The organism is Azospirillum rugosum, from assembly GCF_017876155.1.
GTDB lineage: Bacteria > Pseudomonadota > Alphaproteobacteria > Azospirillales > Azospirillaceae > Azospirillum > Azospirillum rugosum.
The window spans coordinates 149290-172902 of sequence record NZ_JAGINP010000006.1 but is presented as its reverse complement, the minus strand read 5'-3'; the positions used below and the strand labels follow the sequence as shown (position 1 = coordinate 172902).

Here is a 23613-nt window from a genome sequence, read left to right as displayed (position 1 = left end):
GCCCGGCGGATGCCCGCCGAACCGCCCCCGTGGCCGTTTCCCTACGCCTCGATCCCCGCGAGCGCGCAGACATGCGCCCATTCGTCGTCGCTGACCGGGCAGACGGACAGGCGCGACTGCCGCACCAGCGCCATGTTCTGCAACAGCGGGTCGGTCTTCATGGTCTTCAGCGTGACGGGCGTCTTCACGGGCATCAGCGCCCGCACGTCCACCATGCCGAAGCGGCCCGCCTCGTCGCTCGGGTCCGGGTAGTATTCCCGCGCGATCTCGACGACGCCGACCACCTCCAGCCCCTCGTTCGAGTGGTAGAAGAAGGCGCGGTCGCCGACCTTCATGGCCTTCAGGTTGTTCGAGGCCTGGTGGTTGCGCACGCCGTCCCAATGGGTGGTGCCGTCGGCGACCATGCGGTCCCACGAATATTTGAAGGGCTCCGACTTCAGAAGCCAACGGGCCATCGCCGTCCGTCCCCCGCTCAGGCCTTCGGGTAGACCCGGCGCCACGCCCGGATCTCGACGGTTTCGAACAGGCCGGCCTTGGCGTAGGGGTCGCCGTCGGCGAACGCCTTGGCGGCGGCCTCATCGGCGCAGTCCACGATCAGCAGGCTGCCGACCATGCCCTGCCCGTCGTCCGACAGCAGCGGCCCGGCGACGAAGATGCGGTCGGCGTTGGACTCCAGGTAGGCCAGGTGGGCCGGACGGTTGTCGACGCGCAACTGCGACGCGCCCGCCTTGTCGGTGCAGTGGAACATGTAAAGCATGGGTCACCCTTCCCGTTCGAATTGGCGGGCGAGCCTAGCGCAGCGGGGCGCGCCGCGGAAGGTGCAGCGACAAGCGAGGTGCGACGCTTCGTCCCTGCCCATGTCTTCCAAAACGTAAACCTTTCGCCTTTTATGGTTGCTGCGATTGAGCGCTTATCGCGCAAAGAACACATACGACGTCGAACAATCCCTTTTCAGGAGATGCCCATGGCGGTCCACGCACGCGATCTTGCCTCGACCCGGTTGAGCGCGCAGGACCAGAACGCCCTGCGGCGCGTCGCGCCGAGCCTTGTCGGTGTGCTGGACCGCCTTGTCGAGGAGTTCTACGCCTTCATCCGCACCAACCCGGCGCTGTGGGCCTACATCGGGGACGAATCCCTGTTGCCGCGGCTGAAGGCGCAGCAGAAGCAGCACTGGGCCAACCTGCTGACGGATGGGATCACCGAGGCCTATGCGGAGCGCGCCCGTGCGGTCGGCCGCGCCCACGCACGCATCGGCCTTGCCCCGCACGCCTACGTGACCGCCTACGTCTTCATGCTGGCGCGCCTGATCGAGCTGGCGGACGGCGTGGGCGGCGGGCTGATCCGCCGGGGCGTCCCGGGTGCGGCGGCGGCGCTGACCCGGCTGGTCGGCCAGGATCTGGAACTGACGCTGTCCGCCTACGAGACCGCGCACGCCGACCAGAGCCGGAACGAGCAGCTGCGCCGCGACATGAGCGACAACCTGAAGAGCCTCGTGCACTTCGCCATCAACTCCAACGAGGCGATGGTGACCCTGGCCGAACTCAGCCGGGATGCCCGCGCCGTGAAGGAACAGGGCCAGGACATCGCGCTGGCCGCCGCCGACCTCGTCACCTCGGTGGAGGCCATCGCCCGCAACAGCCAGAGCGCGTCCGACGACGCGCGGGCGGCCGGCGACGCCGTACACCGCGGGATGACCGCCGCCACCGACGCGGTGGACACCATGCGCGCCATCGCCGGCGCCGTGGAGCAGACCGCGGCGAAGATCGACGATCTGGCCGCGGCGTCGGACCGCATCGGGGAAATCCTCGTTTCCATCGACGCCATCTCCAAGCAGACCAACCTGCTGGCGCTGAACGCCACCATCGAGGCGGCGCGAGCGGGCGAGGCCGGAAAAGGGTTTGCCGTCGTGGCGACGGAGGTGAAGGCGCTGGCCAACCAGACCGCCCAGGCGACGGAAGACATCCGCGGCCGCATCGAGGCGCTGCGCGGCGAAATGGCCAGCATCGTGGAGGCCATGCGGCAGAACGGGGCCGCCGTCGCCCGCGGCCAGGAGGTGATCGCCGCGACCGGCACCGAAATGACCACGGTGGCGGAGCAGGTGGGCAACGTCGGCCGGCGCATGCACGAGATCGCCGACATCCTGGGCCAGCAGTCGGAAACCTCCACCCGCATCTCCGGCGGGATCGGCACCGTGGCCACCATGGCGGCGCGCAACGACACGCTGATCGGCAGCGTGATCCAGTCGGTCAACAGCTCCAACAGCGCGATCGCCCAGCGGGTGGAGCAGATCGCCACCCTGAAGACGCCCCGCGCGCTCTGCGAAATCGCCAAGATCGACCACGTCGTCTTCAAGAAGAAGATCGTGGACGCGCTGATGGGGCGGCTCTCCCTGTCCGCGGACGAGCTTGCCGATCACCAGACCTGCCGGCTCGGCGCCTGGTACGAGTCGGTGGACAACCCGGCGATCCGCAACGCCCCGGCCTACCGCGCGCTCGAAGCCTCGCACCGCCGCGTACACGAGCACGGCAAGACCGCCCTGCGCCTGAAGGCCGAGGGGAAGGAAGAACTTGCCATGGCGGAGCTGGGCAAGCTCAACGACGCCTCGCACGAGGTGCTGCGCCTGCTCGGCGAACTGTCGGAGAGCATGCCCGAGGATTGGTGAGGATTGGAGCCGTAGGTTGGGTGGAGCGTCAGCGCAACCCAACACCCGTCTCATTCCGGTGATTGTTGGGTTGCGCTGCGCTCCACCCAACCTACGGGTCTACTATTTGTACAGCCAAAAGAACGGCGCGCGGATCACCGGCGGCGGGACCTTGACCGCGCGGTCCCTTTCAGATGCCGGTTCGTTTAATCCACTCCCCGCAATGGTCCTTGCCACGCACACTCCACGCGTCCAGGGCCGCGGTGGCGCGGGGCGCCAGCATGGACAAGGGATGCGGCAGGGCGATCATGGCACGGTCTCCGATCATGGAACCCGTTCAGCGTCGCACGATCCATCCGGCATTGCAACAGTTCCCGATGCGGGAAATCAATGCCCCTCGCCGCGGAAGGGGCGGGCGAGCAGGCCGGCGATGGTGTCGTCCAGGCCGGCGCCGTGGTTCAGGATGGCGTCCACCGCCGCGCAGATCGGCATGTCCACGCCCTTTTGCGCGGCAAGCCCCACCACCGCGGCGGCGGTGTAGACGCCCTCCGCCACGGACCGGCGCTCGCCCAGCACCTCGGCCAGCGTCCGGCCGGCGCCCAGCGCCGCGCCCAGCGACATGTTGCGCGATTGCAGGCTGGAGCAGGTCAGCGTCAGGTCGCCCAGCCCCGACAGCCCCATCAGCGTCTCCGCCCGGCCGCCGAGCGCCAGGGCGAGCCGTGAGATCTCCGCCAGACCCCGGGTGATCAGCGCCGCTCGCGCGTTATCGCCGAGCTTGCGCCCCTCCACCACGCCGCAGGCGATGGCGAGCACGTTCTTCACCGCCCCGCCGACCTGGGAGCCGATCACGTCGTCCGACAGGTAGGGGCGGAAGGTGCGGCTGCCCAGCGCCTCCACCAGCGCGGCCCCGACGGCCGGGTCGGCGCAGGCCAGCGTCACCGCGGTCGGCAGGCCGCGCGCCACCTCCGCCGCGAAGGTCGGGCCGGACAGCACGGCGAGCGGCGTTCCCGCCGGCAGGGCGGCTTCCGCCGCCTCGCTCATCAGGACGTGGCTGTCCAGCTCGATGCCCTTGGCGCAGATCACCACCGGGGTTCCCGGGCGCAGATGGGGCGCCAACTGGCCGCAGGCGGCGCGCAGATGCTGCGCCGGCGTGACCAGCAGGACGGCGTCGCAGGCGCCGACCGCGGCCAGGTCGCCGGTCGCCCGCAGGTCGGCGGGCAGCGGCACGCCCGGCAGGTAGTCGCGGTTCTCGCGCCCGCCGTTGATGGCCTCCACCACCGCGGGCTCCCGCGCCCACAGCACCGCCTCGCGCCCGGCGCGGAGCGCCGCCAACGCCAGCGCCGTGCCCCAGGCGCCGCCGCCGATCACGCCAATGCGCTGGTACCTGATTGCCGCCATGATGACACCCCGCCCCGTTTTCCCGGGGACTGTTTAGGCAATCCCCGCCTTGTCCCGCAAGCGGCGCCCTCACCCCTCGCGGGTCAAATCCAGCTTCATGCCGACGTGCGAGTCCTGGAAGCCCAGCCTCTTGTAGAAACGCTGGGCGTCCGTGCGCCGGGTCTGGGTGGTCAGCTGCACCAGGGCGCAGCCTTCCGCGCGGGCGAGGTCGACGGCGTGCCGGATCATGGCGCCGCCGATCCCCTGGCCGCGCCGCTCGCTCACCACCTTGACGGACTCGATGGTCGCCCGCGCCGCACCCCGGCGCCCCAGCCCGTGCACGACCGTGAGCTGGAAGCAGCCCACGGGCCGCCCGTCCAGCTCCGCCAGCACCATCCGGTTGCCGGGCTGCGCGGCCATGCGGTCGAAGGCCTCCCCGTAGAGCGGATCGAGCGGGTCGGAGTCGCCGCCCGTGGACAGCGCGTCGTCGGCGATCAGCCGGACGAGGTCGGGCACGTCGCGCCGCTCGGCCGTGCGGAAGGTCAGGCCCAGAATGGAGTCGGCCATCACGCGCCCCCTCACGCCTTCACGCCGGACCCGACGCCGGCCTTGCCGATCGCCGGCTTGGCGCTGGGGTCGAGCGGCCAGCGCGGGCGCGGGGCGAAGTTCAGCGGGTCGGTCTGGCCCAGCCGCAGCCGCTCGATGCCCGCCCAGGCGATCATCGCCGCGTTGTCGGTGCACAGCCGCAGCGGCGGCGCCACGAAGGGCATGCCCTCCTTGTCCGCCAGGGTCTGCAGGCGGGCGCGCAGCGTCTTGTTGGAGGCGACTCCGCCGGCCACCACCAGCGCGCCGCCCTGGGGGTGCAGCTCCTTGAAGCGGCGCATGGCGCGGGCGCAGCGGTCGGCCAGCACCTCCGCCACCGTCCGCTGGAAGGCGGCGGCGAGGTCGGCCTGGTCGTCCGGCGAGAGAGGCGTGCTAAGCTCTTCCACATGGCGCCGCACGGCGGTCTTCAGGCCGGAGAAGGAGAAGTCGCAGCCCGGACGCCCGACCATCGGGCGCGGCAGGTCGAAGCGGCCGGGGTCGGTGGCGCGCGCCGCCGCCTTCTCCACCAGCGGCCCGCCGGGGTAGCCGAGGCCGAGCAGCTTGGCGGTCTTGTCGAAGGCTTCCCCCACCGCGTCGTCGATGGTGGTGCCGAAGCGGCTGTACTTGCCCACGCCCTCCACGACGAGAAGCTGGCAGTGCCCGCCGGAGACCAGCAGCAGCAGGTAGGGGAAGGGCACGTCGTTGGTCAGCCGCGCGGTCAGGGCGTGGCCTTCCAGGTGGTTCACCGCGACGAAGGGCAGCTTGCGCGCGGCGGCGATGGCCTTGGCGGTCATCACCCCGACGATGACGCCGCCGATCAGGCCCGGCCCGCCGGTCGCCGCCACCGCGTCGATGTCGCCCAGGCCCAGGCCGGACTCGTCCAGGGCGCGGCGGATCAGCCCGTCCAGATGCTCCAGATGGGCGCGCGCGGCGATCTCCGGCACCACGCCGCCGTAGGGCGTGTGGTCGTCCAGCTGCGACAGCACCACGTCGGCGCGGATCTCCCGCGCGTCGCTGACGATGGCCGCCGCCGTCTCGTCGCAGCTCGTTTCGATTCCAAGAACGATCATGGCCGCCAAACTAGCCGTCTCCGAGCCTCTGGTATAGGGTCTTGGCCCTGATTTCCAAGGGCGCACGGCGATGAACAAGGACGTACCCGAGGCCGACGGCAGCATCCTCTACTACGACGGCGACTACCCGTCGCTGGAGATCGGGGAGCCGCGGGCCGAGGATGCGGCGGTGCTGGCCCGCATCGGCATGCTGGGCGACGTCGCCTTCTACCGCGACGCAGCACTCGCCGCCGGCGGCCCGGTGCTGGAGGTCGGCTGCGGCACCGGCCGGCTGACCATCCCGCTGGCCCGCGCCGGGATCGAGGTCTGGGCGGTGGACATCTCGGCCGCCATGCTGGACCAGCTGCGCGCCAAGCTGGCGGAGGAGCTGCCGGAGGTGCGGGCGCGCGTCCGGGTCGTGCAGCAGGACGCGGCGGCGCTCGACCTGCCGGAGCGCGGCTTCCGCCTCGCCGCGATCCCCTTCAACGTGCTGATGCTGATCCCGGACCTTGGGGCGGAGCGGCGCACGCTCGCCTCCGTCGCGGCGCATCTGGCGCCGGCCGGGCGGCTGGCGCTGGACGTCATGAACCCGCTGACCCTGCCCATGGACGCGGAGACGAAGCCCTCCCCCTCGATGCCTCGGCGCAACCCGCGCACCGGCAACCGCTTCGTCAAGAACGCGCTGGTCGGGCGGCTGGACGAGCGGCAATGCCAGCGCCTGCACGGCTGGTACGACGAGCTGCTGCCCGACGGCCACATCGCGGTGACCGAGTTCGACTTCACCTGGCGGATGATCTTCCGCTACGAGTTGGAGCTGATGCTGGAAGCGGCCGGCTTCGCGATCGAGTCGCTGGCCGGCGACTTCGAGGCCGCCCCCTGGACCGTGGACAGCCGGCGCATCGTCGTCACCGCCCGGCGGGCGGGGTAAGGATCCCTCAGAACCCGATCCGCTCGACCGCGACCTCACGGTCGTGGGTCAGGGCCGGGACCATGCGGCGCGCCTCCTCCACCCGGTCCAGGTCGAGGTCGGCGACGGTGATCCCGACCTCCTCGCCGCCGTCGGCCAGCACCTCGCCCCAGGGGGCGATGATCAGGGAATGGCCGTAGGTCTGGCGGCCCTGGTCGTGGGTGCCGGTCTGCGCCGGGGCGATGACGAAGCAGCCGGTCTCGATGGCGCGGGCGCGCAGCAACACGTGCCAGTGGGCGCGGCCGGTCGGCACGGTGAAGGCCGCCGGCACGGTGAGGATCCGCGCCCCCGCCTGGGCCAGCGCCCGGTACAGGTAGGCGAAGCGCACGTCGTAGCAGATGGTCAGCCCGACCCCGCCCCAGGGCGAGTTGACGAGCACCGCGCGGTCGCCGGGCCGGAAGGTGGCCGATTCGCGGTAGCTCTCGCCGCCTTTCAGGTCCACGTCGAACATGTGGACCTTGTCGTAGGTCGCGGCGACGCGGCCCCGGTCGTCGAACAGGTAGCTGCGGTTGGCGACCCGCCCTTCCTCCAGCAGGATGCCGAGCGAGCCGGCGAGCAGCCACGCCCCCGTCTCCCGCGCCAGGTCGGCGAAGAAGGGAACGGCGGGATGCTCGGCCTCCGGCTTCACGCGCTCCAGCACCTTGGCGCGGCCCTGGACGATCAGGCTGACATTCTCGGGCATGGCGATGAAGTCCGCGCCCGCGTCGCGCGCCCGGCGCACGAGATCCCCCGCCGCCAGCAGGTTGGGACCGATCTCCGGCCCCGCGTTCACCTGCACGCAGGCCGCCTTCAGCGAGGACTTCGACGCGGACTCCATCGGGGCCTCCATCAGGCGATGCCCAGCAGCGGGTCGAGCTTCCCGGCGCGGTCCAGCGCGTGGATGTCGTCGGACCCGCCGTAGGGCTTCCCGTCGATGAAGATCTGCGGCACGGTCATGCGCCCCTCGGCCCGCTGGATCATCTCGTCGCGGCGCCCCGGCTGCATGTAGAGGTCGATCTCCTCGTACGTCACGCCCTTGCTGTCCAGAAGCCGCTTGGCGCGCGCGCAATAGGGGCAGAAGGGGGTGGTGTAGATGACGACGTCGGCCATGCGGGGCTCCTCGGCTGGGTGGAACGGTTATAAGATCAACGGCCGGGCCATGCCAGCCGTTGCGACCTTCGATACTCAGGTCTTCACCACACGGGCCAAGGTCAAGACGTCGACCTGCGCAGCCCCGGCATGCAACAGCACGCGGGTGCATTCCGCCAGCGTCGCACCGGTGGTCAGCACGTCGTCCACCAGAACGATCCGCTTGCCCTTCACCCGGTCCCGCCGGCCGGGCCGCAGCCGGAAGGCGCCCTTGACGTTCCGCTTGCGCCCCTTGCGGTCCAACCTGCCCTGGGTGGGCGTGGCGCGGCGGCGCACCAGCAGGTCCGGCGCCACCGGCACCCCGGCGCTGCGCCCGGCGGCCCGGGCCAGCAGGGCCGCCTGGTTGTAGCGGCGGCGGAACAGCCGCCAGCGGTGCAGCGGCACCGGGACCAGCAGGTCCGCCCCGGCGAGAAGCTCCTTCCCCGCCCGCGCCATCCAGGCCCCATAGGCGTCGGCGGCATGGATGCGGTCGCCGTGCTTGAAGCCCAGCACCAGCGGCCGGCTGCCGTCGTCGTAGGCCAGGACGGCGCGGGCACGGGCGAAGGGCGGCGGTTCGGCCATGCAGGATCCGCACAGTGTCTCCCCGGGCACCGCATAGTCGAAGGGCGTCCCGCAACAGGCGCAGAAGGGCGGTGCGATGAAGGTCAGCGCGCTCCAGCAGGTGACGCACAGCCCACCCTGCCGGTCCACCGGCCCGCCGCAGGCGAGGCAGCGCGGCGGCAGCACCATATCGATAAAGACGGTGGCGGCACGGGCCAGGAACCGGGGTAAGGACGCGGCCACCACGGGAAGCCTCCTAATGGATGGCGGCGATGCGGTCGAAGATCACCAGCGTGTAGTCGCGCAGCGCGATGTAGATCGCCGGCCCGGTGACGAACAGGATGACCAGGGTCGCGAAGATCTTCAGATCCTGCTGCAGCGACGATTCGTTGATGCTGGTGACTTGCTGGAAGATGGTCAGCAACAGGCCCAGCACGGTGGTGATGACCAGCGCCGGCGTGGTGATCTTGATGATGACGATCAGCGCCTCGTAGGTGACGCCGATGGCTTCCTCGATTCCCATTCCCACGCGCTCCGGTCACATCCGGGGGGAGCTTATCACAAGGCCTGCCGCTTCGCCGATGGTTGTAGCCCTCCCGCGCTGGGCTATATTGCGGGCATGACCACGCCCGACAGCATGACCGTCTTCGACCGCGCGCTCGTCCGCCGCCGCCGCGACCGCGCCGTCCCCACCTTCGCCGAGCACGCCTTCCTGTTCGAGGAGGTGGCCGACCGCCTCGCCGACCGGTTGGAGGACGTGGTCCGCCCCTTCCCCACCGTGCTGGACGTGGGCGCCCACGATGGCGTCATGGCCCGGATGCTGCGCGGGCGCAAGGGGATCGAGCGGCTGGTCTCCTGCGACCTGTCGCCGGGCTTCGCGCGGCAGGCCGGGCCGCTGGCCGTTGCCGCCGACGAGGAGTTCCTGCCCTTCGCGCCGGAAACCTTCGACCTGGCCGTCAGCAACCTCAGCCTCCACTGGGTCAACGACCTGCCGGGTGCGCTGGTGCAGATCCGGCAGGCGCTGAAGCCCGACGGGTTCTTCTGCGCCGCGATGCTCGGCGGGGAGACGCTGCTGGAGCTGCGCCGCTGCCTGTATGAGGCGGAGATGGAGGTGTCCGGCGGCGTGTCCCCGCGCGTGTCGCCCTTCGCAGAGATCCGCGACGTCGGCGGCCTGATGCAGCGCGCCGGCTTCGCCCTGCCCGTGGTGGACAGCGACGTCATCACCGTCACCTACGCCGACGCCTTCCGCCTGATGCGCGACCTGCGCGGCATGGGGGAGAGCAACGCCGTGCTCGCCCGCCGCAAGGTGCCGGCCACCCGCGCCCTGCTGTTCGACGCCGCCCGCCGCTACGCCGAGCTGTACGCCGAGCCCGACGGGCGCATCCAGGCCACCTTCCAGGTGCTGTACCTCGCCGGCTGGTCCCCGCACGAGAGCCAGCAGCAGCCCCTGAAGCCCGGCTGCGGCCAAATCCCGCTCGCCGACGCGCTGAAGGGGCAAACCCACCACTGAATCGGGGAATAAACCACAGAGACACGGAGACACAGAGGACAAAGCCCCTCTGTGTCTCCGTGTCTCTGTGGTTGAATACAGCGTCAGGCCGCGATCAGCCGCCACGCCATCCAGCCGAGCACCCCGGCGTTCACCGCCATGATCACCGGGGCGGCCCGCGCCACCGCCGTCCGCCACGCACGGCCGGCGAGGTGGCCGGCGAGGCCGACCGCCAGAAGGCTCGGCACCGTGCCCAGCGTGAAGGCGGCCATGCCCAGCGCCCCGGTCAGCGCGTTGCCGCTGGCCGCCGCCACCGCCACCGCGCCGTAGAGCAGCCCGCAGGGGATGAAGCCCAGCGCCAGCCCCAGCGCGTAGCCGCGCCAGCCCGTGGGGTTGCCGAACAACGGCCGCGCCAGCCGCGACACCCGGTCGCCCCACCAGCGCTGGAAGGTTCCGTCCAGCTTCGGCACCCAGGCCGACAGGCCCTTGACGGCATAGCCCAGGAAGAACAGCGCCGCGAAGGCCAGCAGGGCCACCGACAGCCAGCGCAGCCCCGGCAGCGCCCCGACATGGCCGGCCACCATCGCCGCCACCGCGCCGATCAGCGCGTAGGTCGTCCCGCGGCCGAGATGGTAGGGCAGCACCGCCGCCCCCGCCAAGCGGTGGAATTCGCTCATCTTCGAGACCGGCACCTGCTCCAGCCGCGCGGTCACCTGGGCCAGCACGAAGGGCCCGCACATGCCCGCGCAATGGGTGGTGCCGCCGACCAGCCCCGCCGTCAGCAGCGCCACCAGCAGCCCGCCGTCGCGATCCACGACCACGGCGCATTGGTTCAGGCCGGTTTCGAGCAGCGACAGGGCCGATTGGGCGTCCACGGCGGATCTCCGGAGGGAATCTCCGGCGGATCATAGGGGCGTGCACCGCTGCGGGCCATGACCTGCGTCAACGGATTTGTTCACCACCAAGACACCAAGGCACCAAGAATCCTCGCACCCGGCCCGTCGTGGATTCTTGGTGTCTTGGTGTCTTGGTGGTGAAATCCCCTCCCTACGGTCTTTACCCCCCAGACCCCGTCTGCCGCACCTCGTGCACCTCCACCGGCTGGGCGGCGTGGCGGGTCATGATCTCTTGGGCGAGCCGCTCGCGCTCGGCGTCGGCGAGGTTGACCCAGAGCAGGATGCCGCCCTTGTCCAGGTGCTGGAGCATCGGCTCGTTGCGCTTGTCGGTCAGCCATTGCGACATGACGGAGCCGAGCGCGCCGCCGCCCACGCCCGCCGCCGCCGCGGCCGCTGCGGCGGCCAGCGCCGTGCCGCCGGTCGCCAGCACCGCCCCCGTCGCCAGGATGGCGCCGACATAGGCCGGGAAGCCGACCGCCACGCCCTTGGCGCTGCCGGTGTCCTCCGGCGAGACGTAGGATTGGCGCGGCGCGTCGGGGTCATGCGCCACGTCCTCCACCCGGTCCGGCACGTGGCCGAGATGGTCCCGGATGGTCTGGTCGTTGGCCAGCACGCTCAGCTCGTGCCGCTGGAAGCCGGCCAAGGACAGCTCGTCGATCGCCTTCTGCAAGGCGTCGCGGCTGGAGAAGATGCCGACGGCCTCGCGGACCGTCCCGGTTGAGGACGTGGATCGGGTGGGTGTCACACCGCTTTCATAGGACATGGACTCGCCTCCGCTGTTGCCGGGTGTAACCCGGTGCGGAGGGCGGAAGTTCCGCAACCGTCAGGGGCTCGACCGGGACGGCGACGCGGCCGGAACGGCGCCGCGCGGCTCCGGCAGGCCGCCGCCGAGGAACCACCAGAGGCCGAGCGCGATCAGCGCGAATTTCACCGCCAGGAACAGCGCGATGTGGCGAGCGAGCGGGTTGCGGAGCATAAGGCGGCCTCCCTGGTTTCCCGGCGTTGTTGCCCCCGCTTTGTTACGCTGGCAGGCCAGCGATGCAAGGGGCGGCGACCATCGGGCGCACCGCGTCGCTGGTCAAGGGTGGGGCGAACTGGATAGTATCCGGCCGCAGGACCGACATCTCCGCGAGAGGAAGCGCCATGAAACGGCTGTTGTTGCTGTCTGTGCTGGCCCTGGGCCTGAGCGCGCCCGCGCTGGCCCCCGCGCAGGCGCAGGTCAACATCCTGGAAGGCCCGGGCCTGGTGAAGGCCGTGTCCACCAACGACGTCAGCGCGCTGCGCATGCTGCTGCTGAAGGGCGAGAACCCGAACCAGACGGACATCTCCGGCAAGACCGCCTTGCAGATCGCCATCGGCAACAGCAACGCCGAGGTGGTCAAGATGCTGCTGGACGGCGGCGCCAACCCCAACCGCGCCGACAAGCAGGGCAACGCCCCGCTCCATTACGCGGTGGACGCCGATGACGTCGCCACGGTCGACCAGCTGCTGAAGAAGGGCGCCAAGGTCGACCAGGACAACCGCGAGGGCATGACCCCGCTGATGATGGCGGCGCGCAACGGTCGCCCCGACCTGGTGGACCGCCTGCTGAAGGCCGGGGCCAAGGCCGACCGCACCGACTTCACCGGCCGCACGACGCTGAGCTGGGCGCAGGACGGCCGCAACGCCCGCGTCATCAACATGCTGCGCCAAGCCGGCGCGCGCTGACACCGGGGGAACGGGCGTCGCCATGGTCACCACCGCCTTCGGCGCCCACCCCCTGAACGGACCGGGGCCGCTGTTCCTGCTGCTGCTGGCCTTGGTCATCGACGCCGTCCTGGGCGACTGGATCGGGCGCGTCCTGCCCGACCCCGCCGCGCTGTCGCGCCGCTTCTGCGCCTGGGCCGACCGGCGGCTGAACCGCGTCGAGCGCGGCAAGACCGCGCGACTGCTGCGCGGCGCGCTGGTCGTCCTGGCCCTGCTGGTCATGGCGCTCGCCGCCGGCCTGCTGGTGGACCGGATCGGCGCCGTGGGGCGCGGCTGGGTGCTGGAGTTGGTGGTGATCCTCGCCACGCTGCGCGGCCGGGCCTCCTGGATGCGGGTGCGTGCGGTGCGCCGGGCGCTGGAAAAGGGCGGTGCCGCCGCCGCGCAGGATGCGATCCTTCCCCTGACCCGCCGGCACGCCTTCAGCCTGGACGAGCACGGCATCGCCCGCGCCGCGGTGGAGGGCGCCGCCAAGGCCTTCGCCCGCAAGCTGGTGGCGCCCGTCTTCGGTTATGCCCTGCTGGGCGCGCCGGGGCTGCTGGTCTGGGCGGCCGTGGACGGGGCCGATTCGGCGCTCGGCAATCCCGGCGTGCGGCACGAGCGCTTCGGCCTGACCGCTGCACGGCTCGACGACGCGCTGAACGCCATACCGGCGCGGCTGGCCGCCCTGCTGCTGGCGCTGGCGGCTCCCTTCGTGGGGGCCAATTTGGGCGGCGCGCTTCGGACCATGGTCCGCGACGGGGGCAAGAGCGCGTCCTTCAACATGGGCTGGCCGACCGCGGCGGTGGCTGGCGCGTTGGGGTTGGCGCTGGCCGGGCCGCACCGGGACGGCGGCGTGGTGATCACCGAGCCCTGGATCGGCGACGGCCGCGCCCGCGCCACCCCCGCCGACATCGGCCGCGCGCTGGCCCTGACCGCCGTGGCGGCGCTGATCCTGGTGCTGCTGGTGGCGCTGCTGCTGTGGGGCGTCGCGGGGGTCTAGGGACGCCTCAGCGCCCCTGCTCCTTCATCGGCGTATCGCCAACGTTTCCCTTGCCGCCGGTTTCGCTGGGCATTGGGGTCTGCCGCGTGTTGCCGGTCAGGTGCTGCGGATCGTCGCCGCCGTGCGGGACGTTGCCCGTGGCCATGCTGTCCGCGGTGCGCTTGATGTGCTCCGCGCTTTCCACGCCCTTGGTGTCGGGATTGCCGGGCAAGTCTTTGGCCGCCGTGTCCTTCGCCTTGTCGATGGCTTCGGTCATGCGGTTGTTCTGGCCTTGATCTGCCATTGACGATTCCTCGGTCCAGTTGTGATTGCTGGGACGCGGTTGATGTCCGTCCCTGCCTCGTTAACCGGATGGGCCCCACAACGGCACGGCGCGCGGCCCAAAGAAAAAAGGCGCGGCCCCGGGGGACCGCGCCTTTCTCATTCTCACCGACCCGAGCTTACCACTTCGTCGCGCGGGCCACCGGCTTGCCGCCGTGGGAGTCGCGGCGGGCGTGGCCATGGTCCGGCCGGCCGCGCTCCGAATGACCATGCTCGTTGCGGACATGGTCGTTGCGGTTCGCGGGACGGCCCTGCGGACGGCCCTGGTAGCCGCCCGGGTGACCGCCGCCGGCCTTGCCCTCGCCGCCGTTGGCGTTGCGGGTCCACGGCTTCTTGTTGTAGCCACCACCGCCGTTGCCGCCGCCCGGACGGCCCGAGCGGCCGGCCGGACGACCGCCGCCGCCACCGGCGTGGATCGGACGCTGCGGCTCCAGCCCCGGCACGGTGTGGATTTCGAGGCGGATGCCCGTGTAGCGCTCGATGCGGAACAGCGCGTCGCGGTCGGGACGGGCGGCAAAGGAGATCGCCACGCCCGAGGCGCCCGCGCGGCCCGTGCGGCCGATGCGGTGGACGTAGTCCTCCGCCGAACGCGGCAGGTCGAAGTTGATGACGTGCGTGATGTCGCGCACGTCGATGCCGCGCGCGGCCACGTCGGTCGCCACCAGCAGGCGCACCTGGCCGGTGCGCAGGCGCTGGAGCGTGCGGTTGCGCTTGAACTGGTCCATGTCGCCGTGCAGGGCGGCGGCGGCATGGCCGGCGGCGGCCAGTTCCTCGGCCAGCGTGTCGGCGTCGCGCTTGGTCGCGGCGAAGATAATCGCCTTGCCGACCTCTTCCTGGCCGGCGAAGTGCATCAGCAGACGGCGCTTGTGGTCCATGTCGTCGGCGTGGTGCAGGCGCTGCTCGACGTTCGCCGCGGTGGTGGTGCTCTCCACCGCAACGCGCTCCGGGTTGCGCAGCAGCTTGCCGGCCAGCTGGGCCATGCGGCGGTCCAGCGTGGCGGTGAACAGCAGCGTCTGGCGGCTTTCCGGGCAGCACTTGGCGATGGTCTCGACGTCGTCGAGGAAGCCCATGTCCAGCATGCGGTCCGCCTCGTCGAGGATCAGGACCTCGACGGTGCTGAGGTCGATGCGGTTGCGCGACACGTGGTCGAGCAGGCGGCCCGGCGTGGCGACCATCACGTCCACGGCACGCGACAGAAGGCGCAGCTGGTCGCGGTACGGCATGCCGCCGACCACGTCCACGATGTTGCGCTTCATGAACTTCGCGTACTTGCGGGCCGCGTCGGTGACCTGCTTGGCCAGCTCGCGCGTCGGGGCCAGAACCAGCACGCGCGGGGCGGCGACGCCCATGCGCGGCAGTTCGGCCGTGCGGGTCAGGGCCGGCAGCATGAAGGCGGCGGTCTTGCCGGTGCCGGTCTCGGCGGTGGCAAGGATGTCGCGGCCTTCCAGGGCGTGCGGGATCGCCGCGGCCTGAACCGGGGTCGGGGTGGTGTATTCGTACGCTTCCAGCGCCTTCAGGACCAGCGGGTGCAGGCCCAGCGCGGCGAAGGCGCTGTCGGAAGCGGCGGTTTCAATATCGGTGACTTCGGTGGCCGGAGCAGCGGCCAGGGTTTCGTCGGCAACCGGAGTTTCGACGACGGCGGTCATTTCGTTCGACGACAAGAAGCGGAACCTTTCCTCAGGACCAAGACGGCGCACGGCCGCTGCACCGAAGTGGTGAGCGGTGGAACGCCGGCGTTTTCGCCGGGAGGAGGTCGGAAGAGGGAGAGGCGTCTGTCCGAAGCTGCGGTCGACCGGGTCCCGAGGGGGCCGTTCCGCGATATCAAAGCGCGTCTCGCTCAAGAGACGCGCGAGCCTCCAGCGATCAGGATGCCCTACATAGGGCGTTGCGCCGCACAATCCAAGAGAATTCTGCGCGGGCGGCGGCACACGTAAAGGCAGGGCAGATGTGCGTGAGGGTGGGATGTCACCAGATTGCGGGCGCTGGGCCCCCACCCAACCCTCCCCCACTTCGCTCTCGCGCAAGCGAAGCTTGCGCTGACGCGGCAGGCGGACCCTTTGGGTCCGCCGAGAGCGGGGGAGGGGTTAGGGGACGCGCGGCGGAGTTCCCTCCCCCGTCGAAGATGGGGGAGGGCTAGGGTGGGGGCCCGGCGCGAGGCCTTCCGGGACTGCCTTACCCCACCTTGCCGTGGCAGTGCTTGTACTTCTGGCCGGAGCCGCAGGGGCACGGGGCGTTGCGCGGGGTGTTGGCCCATTCCTCCACCGCGCCCGCGACGGCGCCGGCGGCGGCGGCGCGGCGGACCATGCCGGCAGGCAGCGGCGCGTCGTCCGGCGGGAAGCCGGACCCGGCCTCCGCCAGCGCGAGCGCCGGGTCGTCGCGGCCCTCGTGCATCTCCGGCAGGGAGCGGGCGAACAACTCCTCCGGCGGCGGGGCCATGCGCACCTCGACGTGCATCAGCACGGCGGTGATCTGCTCGCGGAGCGCGCCCAGCATGGTCTCGAACAGCTCGAAGGCCTCGCGCTTGTACTCGTTCAGCGGATCCTTCTGCGCGTAGGCGCGCAGGCTGATGCCCTGGCGCAGGTGGTCGAGCTGCAGCAGGTGGTCCTTCCACTCCTGGTCCAGGATCTGGAGCAGCAGGCTCTTCTCGACGTGCCGCATCGTCTCGGCGCCGTAGCTCTCGGCCTTTTCCGCGTATTTGCGGTCGGCGGCCTCGCGCACGCGCTCCTCGATCTCCGGCTCGGCGATGCCCTCCTCCTTGGCCCAGTCCTGGACGGGCAGGTCCATGCCGAGCAGGCGGTTCACCTCCTCGTGCAGGCCGGCCGTGTCCCAGGCCTCGGAGTAGGAGTTCGGCGGGATCGCCCGGTTGACCATGTTGGAGATGACCTGGTGGCGCATCTCCGTGATGGTCTCGGAGATGTCCTCCGTGTCCATGATCTCGCGGCGCTGCTCATAGACGACCTTGCGCTGGTCGTTCATGACGTTGTCGAACTTGAGCAGGTTCTTGCGGACGTCGAAGTGGTGGGCCTCGACCTTGGTCTGGGCCTTTTCCAGCGCCTTGTTGATCCAGGGGTGGATAATCGCCTCGCCTTCCTTCAGGCCGAGGCGCTGGAGCATGCCGTCCATGCGCTCCGACCCGAAGATGCGCATCAGGTCGTCTTCCAGCGACAGGAAGAACTTCGAGGCGCCCGGATCGCCCTGGCGGCCGGACCGGCCGCGCAGCTGGTTGTCGATGCGGCGGCTCTCATGGCGCTCCGTGCCGACGACGTAGAGGCCGCCGGCCTGCTTCACCAGATCGCGCGCCTCGGCCACCTCGGCCTCGATCTGCTTGATCTTGGCCTCGCGCTCCGGGCCTTCCGGAACGTCGGCCAGCTCCATCTTCACGCGCATCTCGACGTTGCCGCCGAGCTGGATGTCGGTGCCGCGGCCGGCCATGTTGGTGGCGACCGTCACCGCACCCGGCCGGCCGGCCTGGGCGACGATGTAGGCTTCCTGCTCGTGGTGGCGGGCGTTCAGCACGTTGTGGGGAATGCCGCGCTTCTTCAGCAGGTCGGAGATCAGCTCCGACTTTTCGATGGAGGTCGTGCCGACCAGGACCGGCTGCTGGCGCTTCCGCGCGTCCTCGATCAGGTCGATGATGGCGTTGTACTTCTCCGAGGCCTTCCGATAGACCTCGTCGTCCTGGTCCTTGCGCTGGACCGGCAGGTTCGTCGGCATGTCCACGACCTCCAGGCCGTAGATCTCCGCGAACTCCGCCGCCTCGGTCATCGCCGTGCCGGTCATGCCGGCCAGCTTCGGGTAGAGGCGGAAGTAGTTCTGGAAGGTGATGGAGGCCAGCGTCTGGTTCTCGCGCTGGATCGTCACCTTCTCCTTCGCCTCCAGCGCCTGGTGCAGGCCTTCCGAATAGCGGCGGCCTTCCATCATGCGGCCGGTGAACTCGTCGATGATGACGACCTTGTCGTCCTTGACGATGTAGTCCTTGTCGCGCTGGAACAGCGTGTGAGCGCGCAGCGCCTGCTGGGCGTGGTGGACCAGCGCCACGTTCTGGATGTCGTAGAGACCGCCCGACTTCAGCAGCCCGGCCTGGGCCAGCAGCTGCTCGATGTGTTCCTGCCCGGCCTCGGACAGGCTGACGGTGCGGTTCTTCTCATCCAACTCATAGTCGTCCCGCGTCAGCATCGGGATCAGACGGTCGACCTGGACATACATCTCCGCCGCGTCGGTCGACGGGCCGGAGATGATCAGCGGGGTGCGCGCCTCGTCGATGAGGATCGAGTCGACCTCGTCCACGATGGCGAAGTTGAAGGCGCGCTGGACCATGTCCTCGCGCCGGAACTTCATGTTGTCGCGCAGGTAGTCGAAGCCGAACTCGTTGTTCGTGCCGTAGGTGATGTCGGCGGCGTAGGCGGCGCGCCGCTCCTCGTCGTCCAGGCCGTGGACGATGCAGCCGGTGGACAGGCCCAGGAAACGGTAGATGCGGCCCATCCAGCCGCTGTCGCGCGAGGCGAGGTAGTCGTTCACGGTCACGACGTGGACGCCCTTGCCTTCCAGCGCGTTGAGATAGACGGCCAGCGTCGCCACCAGCGTCTTGCCTTCGCCCGTGCGCATCTCGGCGATCTTGCCCTGGTGCAGCACCATGCCGCCCATCAGCTGCACGTCGAAGTGCCGCTGGCCCAAAACGCGCTTGCCGGCCTCGCGCACGGTGGCGAAGGCGTCGGGCAGGATATCGTCGAGCGTCTCGCCCTTCGCCAGGCGGCCGCGCAGCCAGTCGGTGCGGGCGCGCAGTTCGTCGTCGGAGAGCTTCTGGACCTCGGTCTCCAGCGCGTTGACCTGCTGGACGGTCTTTTGCAACGCCTTGACCGTGCGCGTGTTGGCGGTGCCGAAAATCTTGCGGGCGAGAGCACCGAACATGAAAACCTCGAAGGGTGGAACGTCGTGAAGCCGGCTTTTCAACCGGTCTCACATAGGCCTGTGGCGGGTTTCTGTCAACGAGACCCGCCCCTTTGAACGGCCGCGGGAAACGCTGGGCGCGCAACGGCGGGTGCCCTGCCACGGTTCTTCCACCGTTCCGCCCCTTTGTCGCCCATCCCGGGCCCCATACCGGAGACGACATAGGGCATCAGGACCGCTTGCCCCGCGCGCCGAACCCATGCTTAATCCCCGCGGATTCGGGCGCGAGACGAACGCCTGAGACGAAAATGGCCTGAAACCGGGCACCCCAACAAGGCTTCGCCGCCGGAAGGAAGAAGACCCCATGGTGAATCGAGTGTTCCGCGCCGCCCTTCTGTCCATGGCCGCCTGCGGCCTGGCCCTGGCCGCGCCTGTCGCGGCCAACGCCCAGAACCCCGCCCCGGCCGCGAGCACCCCTGCCGCCGCTGCCCAGTCCACTCCGGCCCAGGCGACGCCGGCCGATCCGGTCGTCGCGCGCGTCAACGGCGAGGAGATCCACCGCTCCGACGTGCAGCGCATGGTCAGCCAGCTGCCGCCGCAGGTGCAGCAGATGCCGCTGGAAATGATCTTCCCGGCGGTGGTCGAGCAGCTCGTGAACTCCAAGCTGGTGGCCTCGGCCGGCTACAAGGCCAACCTCGCAGGATCTCCGGAGGTCAAGGACGAGATCAAGCGCGCCGAGGAGCGCGCGGTGCAGCGCGCCTACATCCAGAAGGAAGTGCAGGCCCGCATCACCCCGGCCAAGCTTGAGGAGGCCTACAAGGACTACCTGAAGCAGAACCCGGCGCAGGAAGAGGTGAAGGCCAGCCACATCCTGGTCGAGAAGGAGGATGAGGCCAAGGCCATCATCGCCGAGCTGAACAAGGGCGGCGACTTCGCCAAGATCGCCAAGGAGAAGTCGAAGGACCCGGTGGCGGCCCAGCAGGGCGGCGACCTCGGCTACTTCACCAAGGAAACGATGGTCGAGCCCTTCGCCGACGCCGCCTTCGCCATGAAGAAGGGCGAGATCAGCAAGGAGCCGGTGAAGACCCAGTTCGGCTGGCACGTCATCAAGGTCGAGGACAAGCGCACCCAGCCGCAGCCGGCGCTCGACGAGGTGAAGCCGCAGCTGGAGCAGCAGCTGAGCAAGGAGATCGTCACCACGGTCGTCGACGACCTGCGCAAGGACGCGAAGGTCGAGACCTACCAGCTCGACGGCTCCCCCATGCCGAAGGAAGAGCCGAAGGCCGACGCGCCCAAGGCCGAAGAGCCGAAGAAGAAGTAAGGATCGGGCACAGGCCCCCACCCTCCCGCTTCGCGGGTCCCTCCCTCCCCCGCTGCGCAGGGGAGGGACAGATCCCCTCCCCCGCCCAGCGGGGGAGGGTTAGGGTGGGGGCAACGCCTTCCCAACCCCACCACCCCACCTCCCCCGCCCCACCTCCCCCGCCAAGACCACGAGCCCGCCCCATGGCCACGACCGTCTCTCCCCTGGCACCCGCCGGTTTCCCGACGCTCCCCCCTGTGGCGGGCGTGCGCATCGCCACGGCGAACAGCGGCATCCGATACAAGGGCCGCGACGACCTGATGCTGGCCGTACTGGACGAGGGCACGACGGTCGCCGGCGTGCTGACGAAGTCCCTCACCTGCTCCGCCCCGGTGATCTGGTGCCGCGACAGCCTGCCGAAGGGCTCGGCCCGCGCCGTGGTGGTCAACGCCGGCAACGCCAACGCCTTCACCGGCAAGGCCGGCGACGCGACCGTGCAGGCGACCGTCCAGGCCGCGGCGGAGATTGCGGGCTGCGGCACGGATGAGGTCTACGTCGCCTCCACCGGCGTGATCGGCATCCCGCTGGCCCCCGACGCCATCGCCAAGGTCCTGCCGGGCATGGTCGCCGGGCTGAAGGGCGATTCGGCGGCGCTGGAGGCCGGCGCGCGGGCCATCATGACCACCGACACCTTCGCCAAGGGCTCGACCCGCACGGTGACGGTCGGCGGCAAGACCGTGACGATCAGCGGCTTCGCCAAGGGATCGGGCATGATCGCGCCGGACATGGCGACCATGCTGGGTTTCCTCTTCACCGACGCGGCGATCGCCGCCCCGGCGCTGCAGTCCATGCTGTCGGAGTTCACGGAGCGCAGCTTCAACGCCATCACCGTGGACGGCGACACCTCCACCAGCGACACGCTGCTGCTGTTCGCCACCGGCAAGGCCGGCAACGCCCCGGTCGCCGATGCGAACGCGCCGGAGCTGGCCGACTTCCGCAAGGCGCTGGAGGAGGTGATGCTGGATCTGGCGCTCCAGATCGTGCGCGACGGCGAGGGGGCGACCAAGTTCGTCTCCATCACCCTGGTCGGCGCCGACAACGACGCGGCCGCCAAGCGCATCGCCCTGACCGTCGCCAACTCCCCGCTGGTGAAGACCGCCATCGCCGGCGAGGACGCCAACTGGGGCCGCATCGTCGCCGCCATCGGCCGGGCCGGCGAGCGCGCCGACCGCGACCTGATCAAGATCACCATCGGCGGCACGCTGATCTGCGCCGAGGGGATGGAGGTGCCGGGCTATGACGAGGCGCCGGTCGCCGCGCACATGAAGGGCAAGGAGATCGACGTCCACATCGACCTCGGCCTGGGCGCCGGCAAGGCCCGCGTGTGGACTTGCGACCTCACCCACGGCTACATCGACATCAACGGCAGCTACCGCAGCTGAGGAGCGTCTTCCGATGCCGGCCTGCTACGACCCCGCCTCGACGCCCGCCCCGGGCACCCTGCCCACGCTGCTGGTGGTCGCCGTGGCGCTGGTCGACGCCGACGGGCGGGTGCTGCTCGCCCAGCGCCCGCCGGGCAAGTCGCTGGCCGGCCTGTGGGAGTTCCCCGGCGGCAAGGTGCACGAGGGCGAGACCCCGGAAGCCGCGCTGGTGCGCGAGCTGAAGGAGGAGCTGGGCATCGACACCGCCGCCAGTTGCCTCGCCCCCTTCACCTTCGCCTCGCACAGCTACGAGACGTTCCACCTCCTGATGCCGCTCTACGTCTGCCGGGTCTGGGAAGGCGACGTGATCGCGCAGGAAGGCCAGACGCTGGCCTGGGTCTACCCGAACCGCATGGGCACCTATCCCATGCCGCCCGCCGACGTGCCGCTGGTGGCGATGCTGCGCGACCTGCTGTAGACCGCCAAACCCGACCGTTTGCGTTCCCGCGCAGCACGAATTGCCGCTGAACCTCTGCGCAAAGCGTGCTATAAGCCGCGCCGAGACGGTTGGGCCGGGCTTTCACCGGGCCGAACCGTCGCAAAACCGCGCTGCGCGGTGATTCTCGCAGGGCGGAGTTGCCGGGCCGCTCCGGTCCGGTCTATAAGGAGAGAGGTTACGTCCGCGTAGCTCAGCAGGATAGAGCACAGGATTCCTGGTTTTTAATTGGGCGTTGCGTTTGGAAACGGCGCAGCGGATCCGCTCAAAGTCGGGGAACGCTACGGCGCGCTTGCGCCTTGCCGATCCCGAGCCAAGCCCCCGACAGGGGGAAGGTGTAGAGACTGGATGGGCGGCACCTACGGGCCTCGGCCTATGGTGAAGGGACAGTCCAGACCACGAACGCCGGACCAAACGTTGGACGGTGGCGGCGAAAGCCGAAGTGGTATGAATCCTGGGGCCGTGGGTTCGAATCCCGCCGCGGACACCATCTCCTTCCCGCTCCGGCACCGCCGGGGCGGCACTGGGGCCAGAGGGCTCCGTGCCTCACGCATGCAGCGCAAGACGATAGCGTCCTACGGTGAGCAATCCGCCGCATCGTCCCCTTCCGTGTGGAAGGCGGCGCTGGCCGGTCCATGGCACCATATAGGATTTCGGGAGATCAGCGGCTCGAAGCCGTCTCGCTTAAGCGTGATGATTTCTCACGCCTAAGCACCAACCGCCGCTTGGAAAGAAGAGCGGCAGACAGCCGCCCATGCGGCTGTGAAGAATTACTGGCGGAGGGAGAGGGATTCGAACCCTCGATACCCTTTTGGGGTATACACACTTTCCAGGCGTGCGCCTTCGACCACTCGGCCACCCCTCCGCAGAGGCCGCGTTTATATCCAGCCCGACGGCGGTGCGCAAGCCCCAGAACACCGCCTTTGCGATTTTTTTTCCGCCGCCGCGGAAAGCCGTCTCACGCCGCGATCTCCCGCACCAGATCGCCGACGGTGCGGCACAGCAGGTCGATGTCCTGCGGGCGCGACAGGCGGTGGTCGCCGTCCTTGATCAGCGTGACGCGGACGTCGTCGGTGGTCAGCGCGTCGGCCAGCCTCAGGCTGACCTGCCAGGGAACGTCCGGGTCGCGGACGCCGTGCAGCAGCCGCACCGGCTTGTCGAAGGCGATGGGCGCGCGCAGCAGCAGGTGGTTCCGCCCGTCCTCGATCAGCGCGCGGGTGATCGGCTGCGGTTCGGGACCATAGTCGGACGGGCGCAGCCAGCGACCGGTCTCCAGGATTTCGCGGCGGGTCGGCTCGTCGAAGAGGTCCCACATCAGGTCCTCGGTGAAGTCCGGGGCCGGCGCGATGCCGACTAGGCCGGCGATGCGCTCCGGCCGGCGGAGCGCCGTCAGCAGCATCATCCAGCCGCCCATGGACGACCCCACGAGGATCTGCGGCCCCACCGTGACGCGGTCCAGCACGGCCAGCGCGTCGTCGGCCCAGGTGCCGATGGTGCCCTCGTCGAAGCGGCCGCTGGACGCCCCGTGGCCCTGGTAGTCGAAGCGGGTGAAGGACAGCCCCTCCGCCGCGCACCAGGACTCCAGCGCGGTCGCCTTGGTGCCGGTCATGTCGGACATGAAGCCGCCCAGGAACAGGACGCCGGGGGCCAGCCCCTCCGGGTCGGTGCCGGGCGTGTGATGATAGGCTATGGTCGCCGCGCCGCGCTGTAGGGTATGGTGCGCGCCGCCCGACAGGGCGGAGCTGCTGGCTGCGGGTCCGGTCATGATCTGCCACCTCTCGGCCAGGACGAAGA

The 23613-nt window shown here is 70.1% G+C and carries 24 protein-coding genes and 1 tRNA gene; 8 read left to right on the top strand and 17 right to left on the bottom strand.

Going from position 1 to position 23613, the window contains the following annotated elements; all coding sequences use genetic code 11:
- Positions 1-41 precede the first annotated feature (41 nt).
- The gene (locus J2851_RS10555; RefSeq protein ID WP_209766224.1) at positions 42-455 is read right to left on the bottom strand and encodes an EVE domain-containing protein; all 414 of its coding nucleotides are present in this window, start codon (positions 453-455) and stop codon (positions 42-44) included.
- A gap of 17 nt (positions 456-472) precedes the next feature.
- Complete coding sequence (locus J2851_RS10550) at positions 473-757, bottom strand: YciI family protein (protein WP_209766223.1); 285 nt, start codon at positions 755-757, stop codon at positions 473-475.
- Positions 758-964: 207 nt separating this feature from the next.
- Here J2851_RS10550 and J2851_RS10545 point away from each other — a divergent pair, with 207 nt between their 5' ends.
- Positions 965-2662 carry a methyl-accepting chemotaxis protein gene (locus J2851_RS10545; protein WP_209766222.1) on the top strand — a complete coding sequence of 566 codons (1698 nt, stop codon included), beginning with the start codon at positions 965-967 and terminating at the stop codon, positions 2660-2662.
- A 366-nt stretch (positions 2663-3028) separates the two neighbouring features.
- Here the strand turns inward: J2851_RS10545 and J2851_RS10540 are convergent, their stop codons facing one another.
- The 3 genes from J2851_RS10540 to tsaD form a co-directional block, all read right to left on the bottom strand.
- Positions 3029-4039, bottom strand: coding sequence for an NAD(P)H-dependent glycerol-3-phosphate dehydrogenase (locus tag J2851_RS10540; protein ID WP_209766221.1), 1011 nt, complete (start codon positions 4037-4039; stop codon positions 3029-3031).
- 69 nt (positions 4040-4108) lie between these two features.
- Positions 4109-4585, bottom strand: coding sequence for a GNAT family N-acetyltransferase (locus J2851_RS10535; protein ID WP_209766220.1), 477 nt, complete (start codon positions 4583-4585; stop codon positions 4109-4111).
- Positions 4586-4596: 11 nt separating this feature from the next.
- Complete coding sequence (gene tsaD / locus J2851_RS10530; protein WP_209766219.1) at positions 4597-5670, bottom strand: tRNA (adenosine(37)-N6)-threonylcarbamoyltransferase complex transferase subunit TsaD; 1074 nt, start codon at positions 5668-5670, stop codon at positions 4597-4599.
- A 70-nt stretch (positions 5671-5740) separates the two neighbouring features.
- Here tsaD and J2851_RS10525 point away from each other — a divergent pair, with 70 nt between their 5' ends.
- The gene (locus J2851_RS10525) at positions 5741-6577 is read left to right on the top strand and encodes a class I SAM-dependent methyltransferase (protein WP_209766218.1); all 837 of its coding nucleotides are present in this window, start codon (positions 5741-5743) and stop codon (positions 6575-6577) included.
- A gap of 7 nt (positions 6578-6584) precedes the next feature.
- On the opposite strand, the gene J2851_RS10520 is transcribed toward J2851_RS10525, so the two are convergent.
- The 4 genes from J2851_RS10520 to J2851_RS10505 form a co-directional block, all read right to left on the bottom strand.
- Positions 6585-7433 (bottom strand): carbon-nitrogen hydrolase family protein, encoded by an 849-nt coding sequence (locus J2851_RS10520; protein ID WP_209766217.1) that lies wholly within the window; start codon positions 7431-7433, stop codon positions 6585-6587.
- 11 nt (positions 7434-7444) lie between these two features.
- On the bottom strand, positions 7445-7705 hold the full coding sequence (grxC, locus tag J2851_RS10515; protein WP_209766216.1) for a glutaredoxin 3: 261 nt from the start codon (positions 7703-7705) through the stop codon (positions 7445-7447).
- Positions 7706-7780: 75 nt separating this feature from the next.
- Positions 7781-8473 (bottom strand): ComF family protein, encoded by a 693-nt coding sequence (locus J2851_RS10510; RefSeq protein ID WP_209766352.1) that lies wholly within the window; start codon positions 8471-8473, stop codon positions 7781-7783.
- A gap of 67 nt (positions 8474-8540) precedes the next feature.
- Positions 8541-8807, bottom strand: coding sequence for a flagellar biosynthetic protein FliQ (locus J2851_RS10505; protein ID WP_209766215.1), 267 nt, complete (start codon positions 8805-8807; stop codon positions 8541-8543).
- A 96-nt stretch (positions 8808-8903) separates the two neighbouring features.
- On the opposite strand from J2851_RS10505, the gene J2851_RS10500 reads away from it, so the two are divergent.
- Positions 8904-9794 (top strand): methyltransferase domain-containing protein, encoded by an 891-nt coding sequence (locus tag J2851_RS10500; RefSeq protein WP_209766214.1) that lies wholly within the window; start codon positions 8904-8906, stop codon positions 9792-9794.
- A gap of 83 nt (positions 9795-9877) precedes the next feature.
- Here the strand turns inward: J2851_RS10500 and J2851_RS10495 are convergent, their stop codons facing one another.
- The 3 genes from J2851_RS10495 to J2851_RS10485 form a co-directional block, all read right to left on the bottom strand.
- On the bottom strand, positions 9878-10648 hold the full coding sequence (locus J2851_RS10495) for a sulfite exporter TauE/SafE family protein (RefSeq protein ID WP_209766213.1): 771 nt from the start codon (positions 10646-10648) through the stop codon (positions 9878-9880).
- 181 nt (positions 10649-10829) lie between these two features.
- The gene (locus J2851_RS10490) at positions 10830-11432 is read right to left on the bottom strand and encodes a general stress protein (protein WP_209766212.1); all 603 of its coding nucleotides are present in this window, start codon (positions 11430-11432) and stop codon (positions 10830-10832) included.
- A 60-nt stretch (positions 11433-11492) separates the two neighbouring features.
- Positions 11493-11645, bottom strand: a complete 153-nt coding sequence (locus J2851_RS10485; RefSeq protein WP_209766211.1) for a hypothetical protein — start codon at positions 11643-11645, stop codon at positions 11493-11495.
- A gap of 167 nt (positions 11646-11812) precedes the next feature.
- Between J2851_RS10485 and J2851_RS10480 the strand changes: the two genes are divergently transcribed.
- Both J2851_RS10480 and J2851_RS10475 read left to right on the top strand, forming a co-directional pair.
- Entirely contained in the window at positions 11813-12376 is a 564-nt protein-coding gene (locus J2851_RS10480; protein ID WP_209766210.1) for an ankyrin repeat domain-containing protein, read from the top strand.
- Positions 12377-12398: 22 nt separating this feature from the next.
- The gene (locus J2851_RS10475; RefSeq protein ID WP_209766209.1) at positions 12399-13394 is read left to right on the top strand and encodes a CobD/CbiB family cobalamin biosynthesis protein; all 996 of its coding nucleotides are present in this window, start codon (positions 12399-12401) and stop codon (positions 13392-13394) included.
- Positions 13395-13401: 7 nt separating this feature from the next.
- Here J2851_RS10475 and J2851_RS10470 read toward each other — a convergent pair whose 3' ends face one another.
- The 3 genes from J2851_RS10470 to secA form a co-directional block, all read right to left on the bottom strand.
- A complete protein-coding gene (locus J2851_RS10470) occupies positions 13402-13650 on the bottom strand; it encodes a hypothetical protein (protein WP_246500563.1) in 249 nt (82 codons plus the stop codon).
- 184 nt (positions 13651-13834) lie between these two features.
- Complete coding sequence (locus tag J2851_RS10465; protein WP_246500562.1) at positions 13835-15376, bottom strand: DEAD/DEAH box helicase; 1542 nt, start codon at positions 15374-15376, stop codon at positions 13835-13837.
- A gap of 511 nt (positions 15377-15887) precedes the next feature.
- Entirely contained in the window at positions 15888-18623 is a 2736-nt protein-coding gene (gene secA, locus J2851_RS10460; RefSeq protein WP_209766207.1) for a preprotein translocase subunit SecA, read from the bottom strand.
- Positions 18624-18966: 343 nt separating this feature from the next.
- Between secA and J2851_RS10455 the strand changes: the two genes are divergently transcribed.
- The 3 genes from J2851_RS10455 (at position 18967) to J2851_RS10445 (ending at position 21801) form a co-directional block, all read left to right on the top strand.
- A complete protein-coding gene (locus tag J2851_RS10455) occupies positions 18967-19923 on the top strand; it encodes a peptidylprolyl isomerase (protein WP_209766206.1) in 957 nt (318 codons plus the stop codon).
- Positions 19924-20105: 182 nt separating this feature from the next.
- Positions 20106-21344 (top strand): bifunctional glutamate N-acetyltransferase/amino-acid acetyltransferase ArgJ, encoded by a 1239-nt coding sequence (argJ, locus tag J2851_RS10450; protein ID WP_209766205.1) that lies wholly within the window; start codon positions 20106-20108, stop codon positions 21342-21344.
- A gap of 13 nt (positions 21345-21357) precedes the next feature.
- A complete protein-coding gene (locus J2851_RS10445) occupies positions 21358-21801 on the top strand; it encodes a (deoxy)nucleoside triphosphate pyrophosphohydrolase (RefSeq protein WP_209766204.1) in 444 nt (147 codons plus the stop codon).
- A gap of 792 nt (positions 21802-22593) precedes the next feature.
- On the opposite strand, the gene J2851_RS10440 is transcribed toward J2851_RS10445, so the two are convergent.
- A tRNA-Ser gene (locus J2851_RS10440) sits at positions 22594-22684 on the bottom strand.
- 93 nt (positions 22685-22777) lie between these two features.
- Positions 22778-23584 carry an alpha/beta hydrolase gene (locus J2851_RS10435; protein ID WP_209766203.1) on the bottom strand — a complete coding sequence of 269 codons (807 nt, stop codon included), beginning with the start codon at positions 23582-23584 and terminating at the stop codon, positions 22778-22780.
- Positions 23585-23613: the final 29 nt, after the last annotated feature.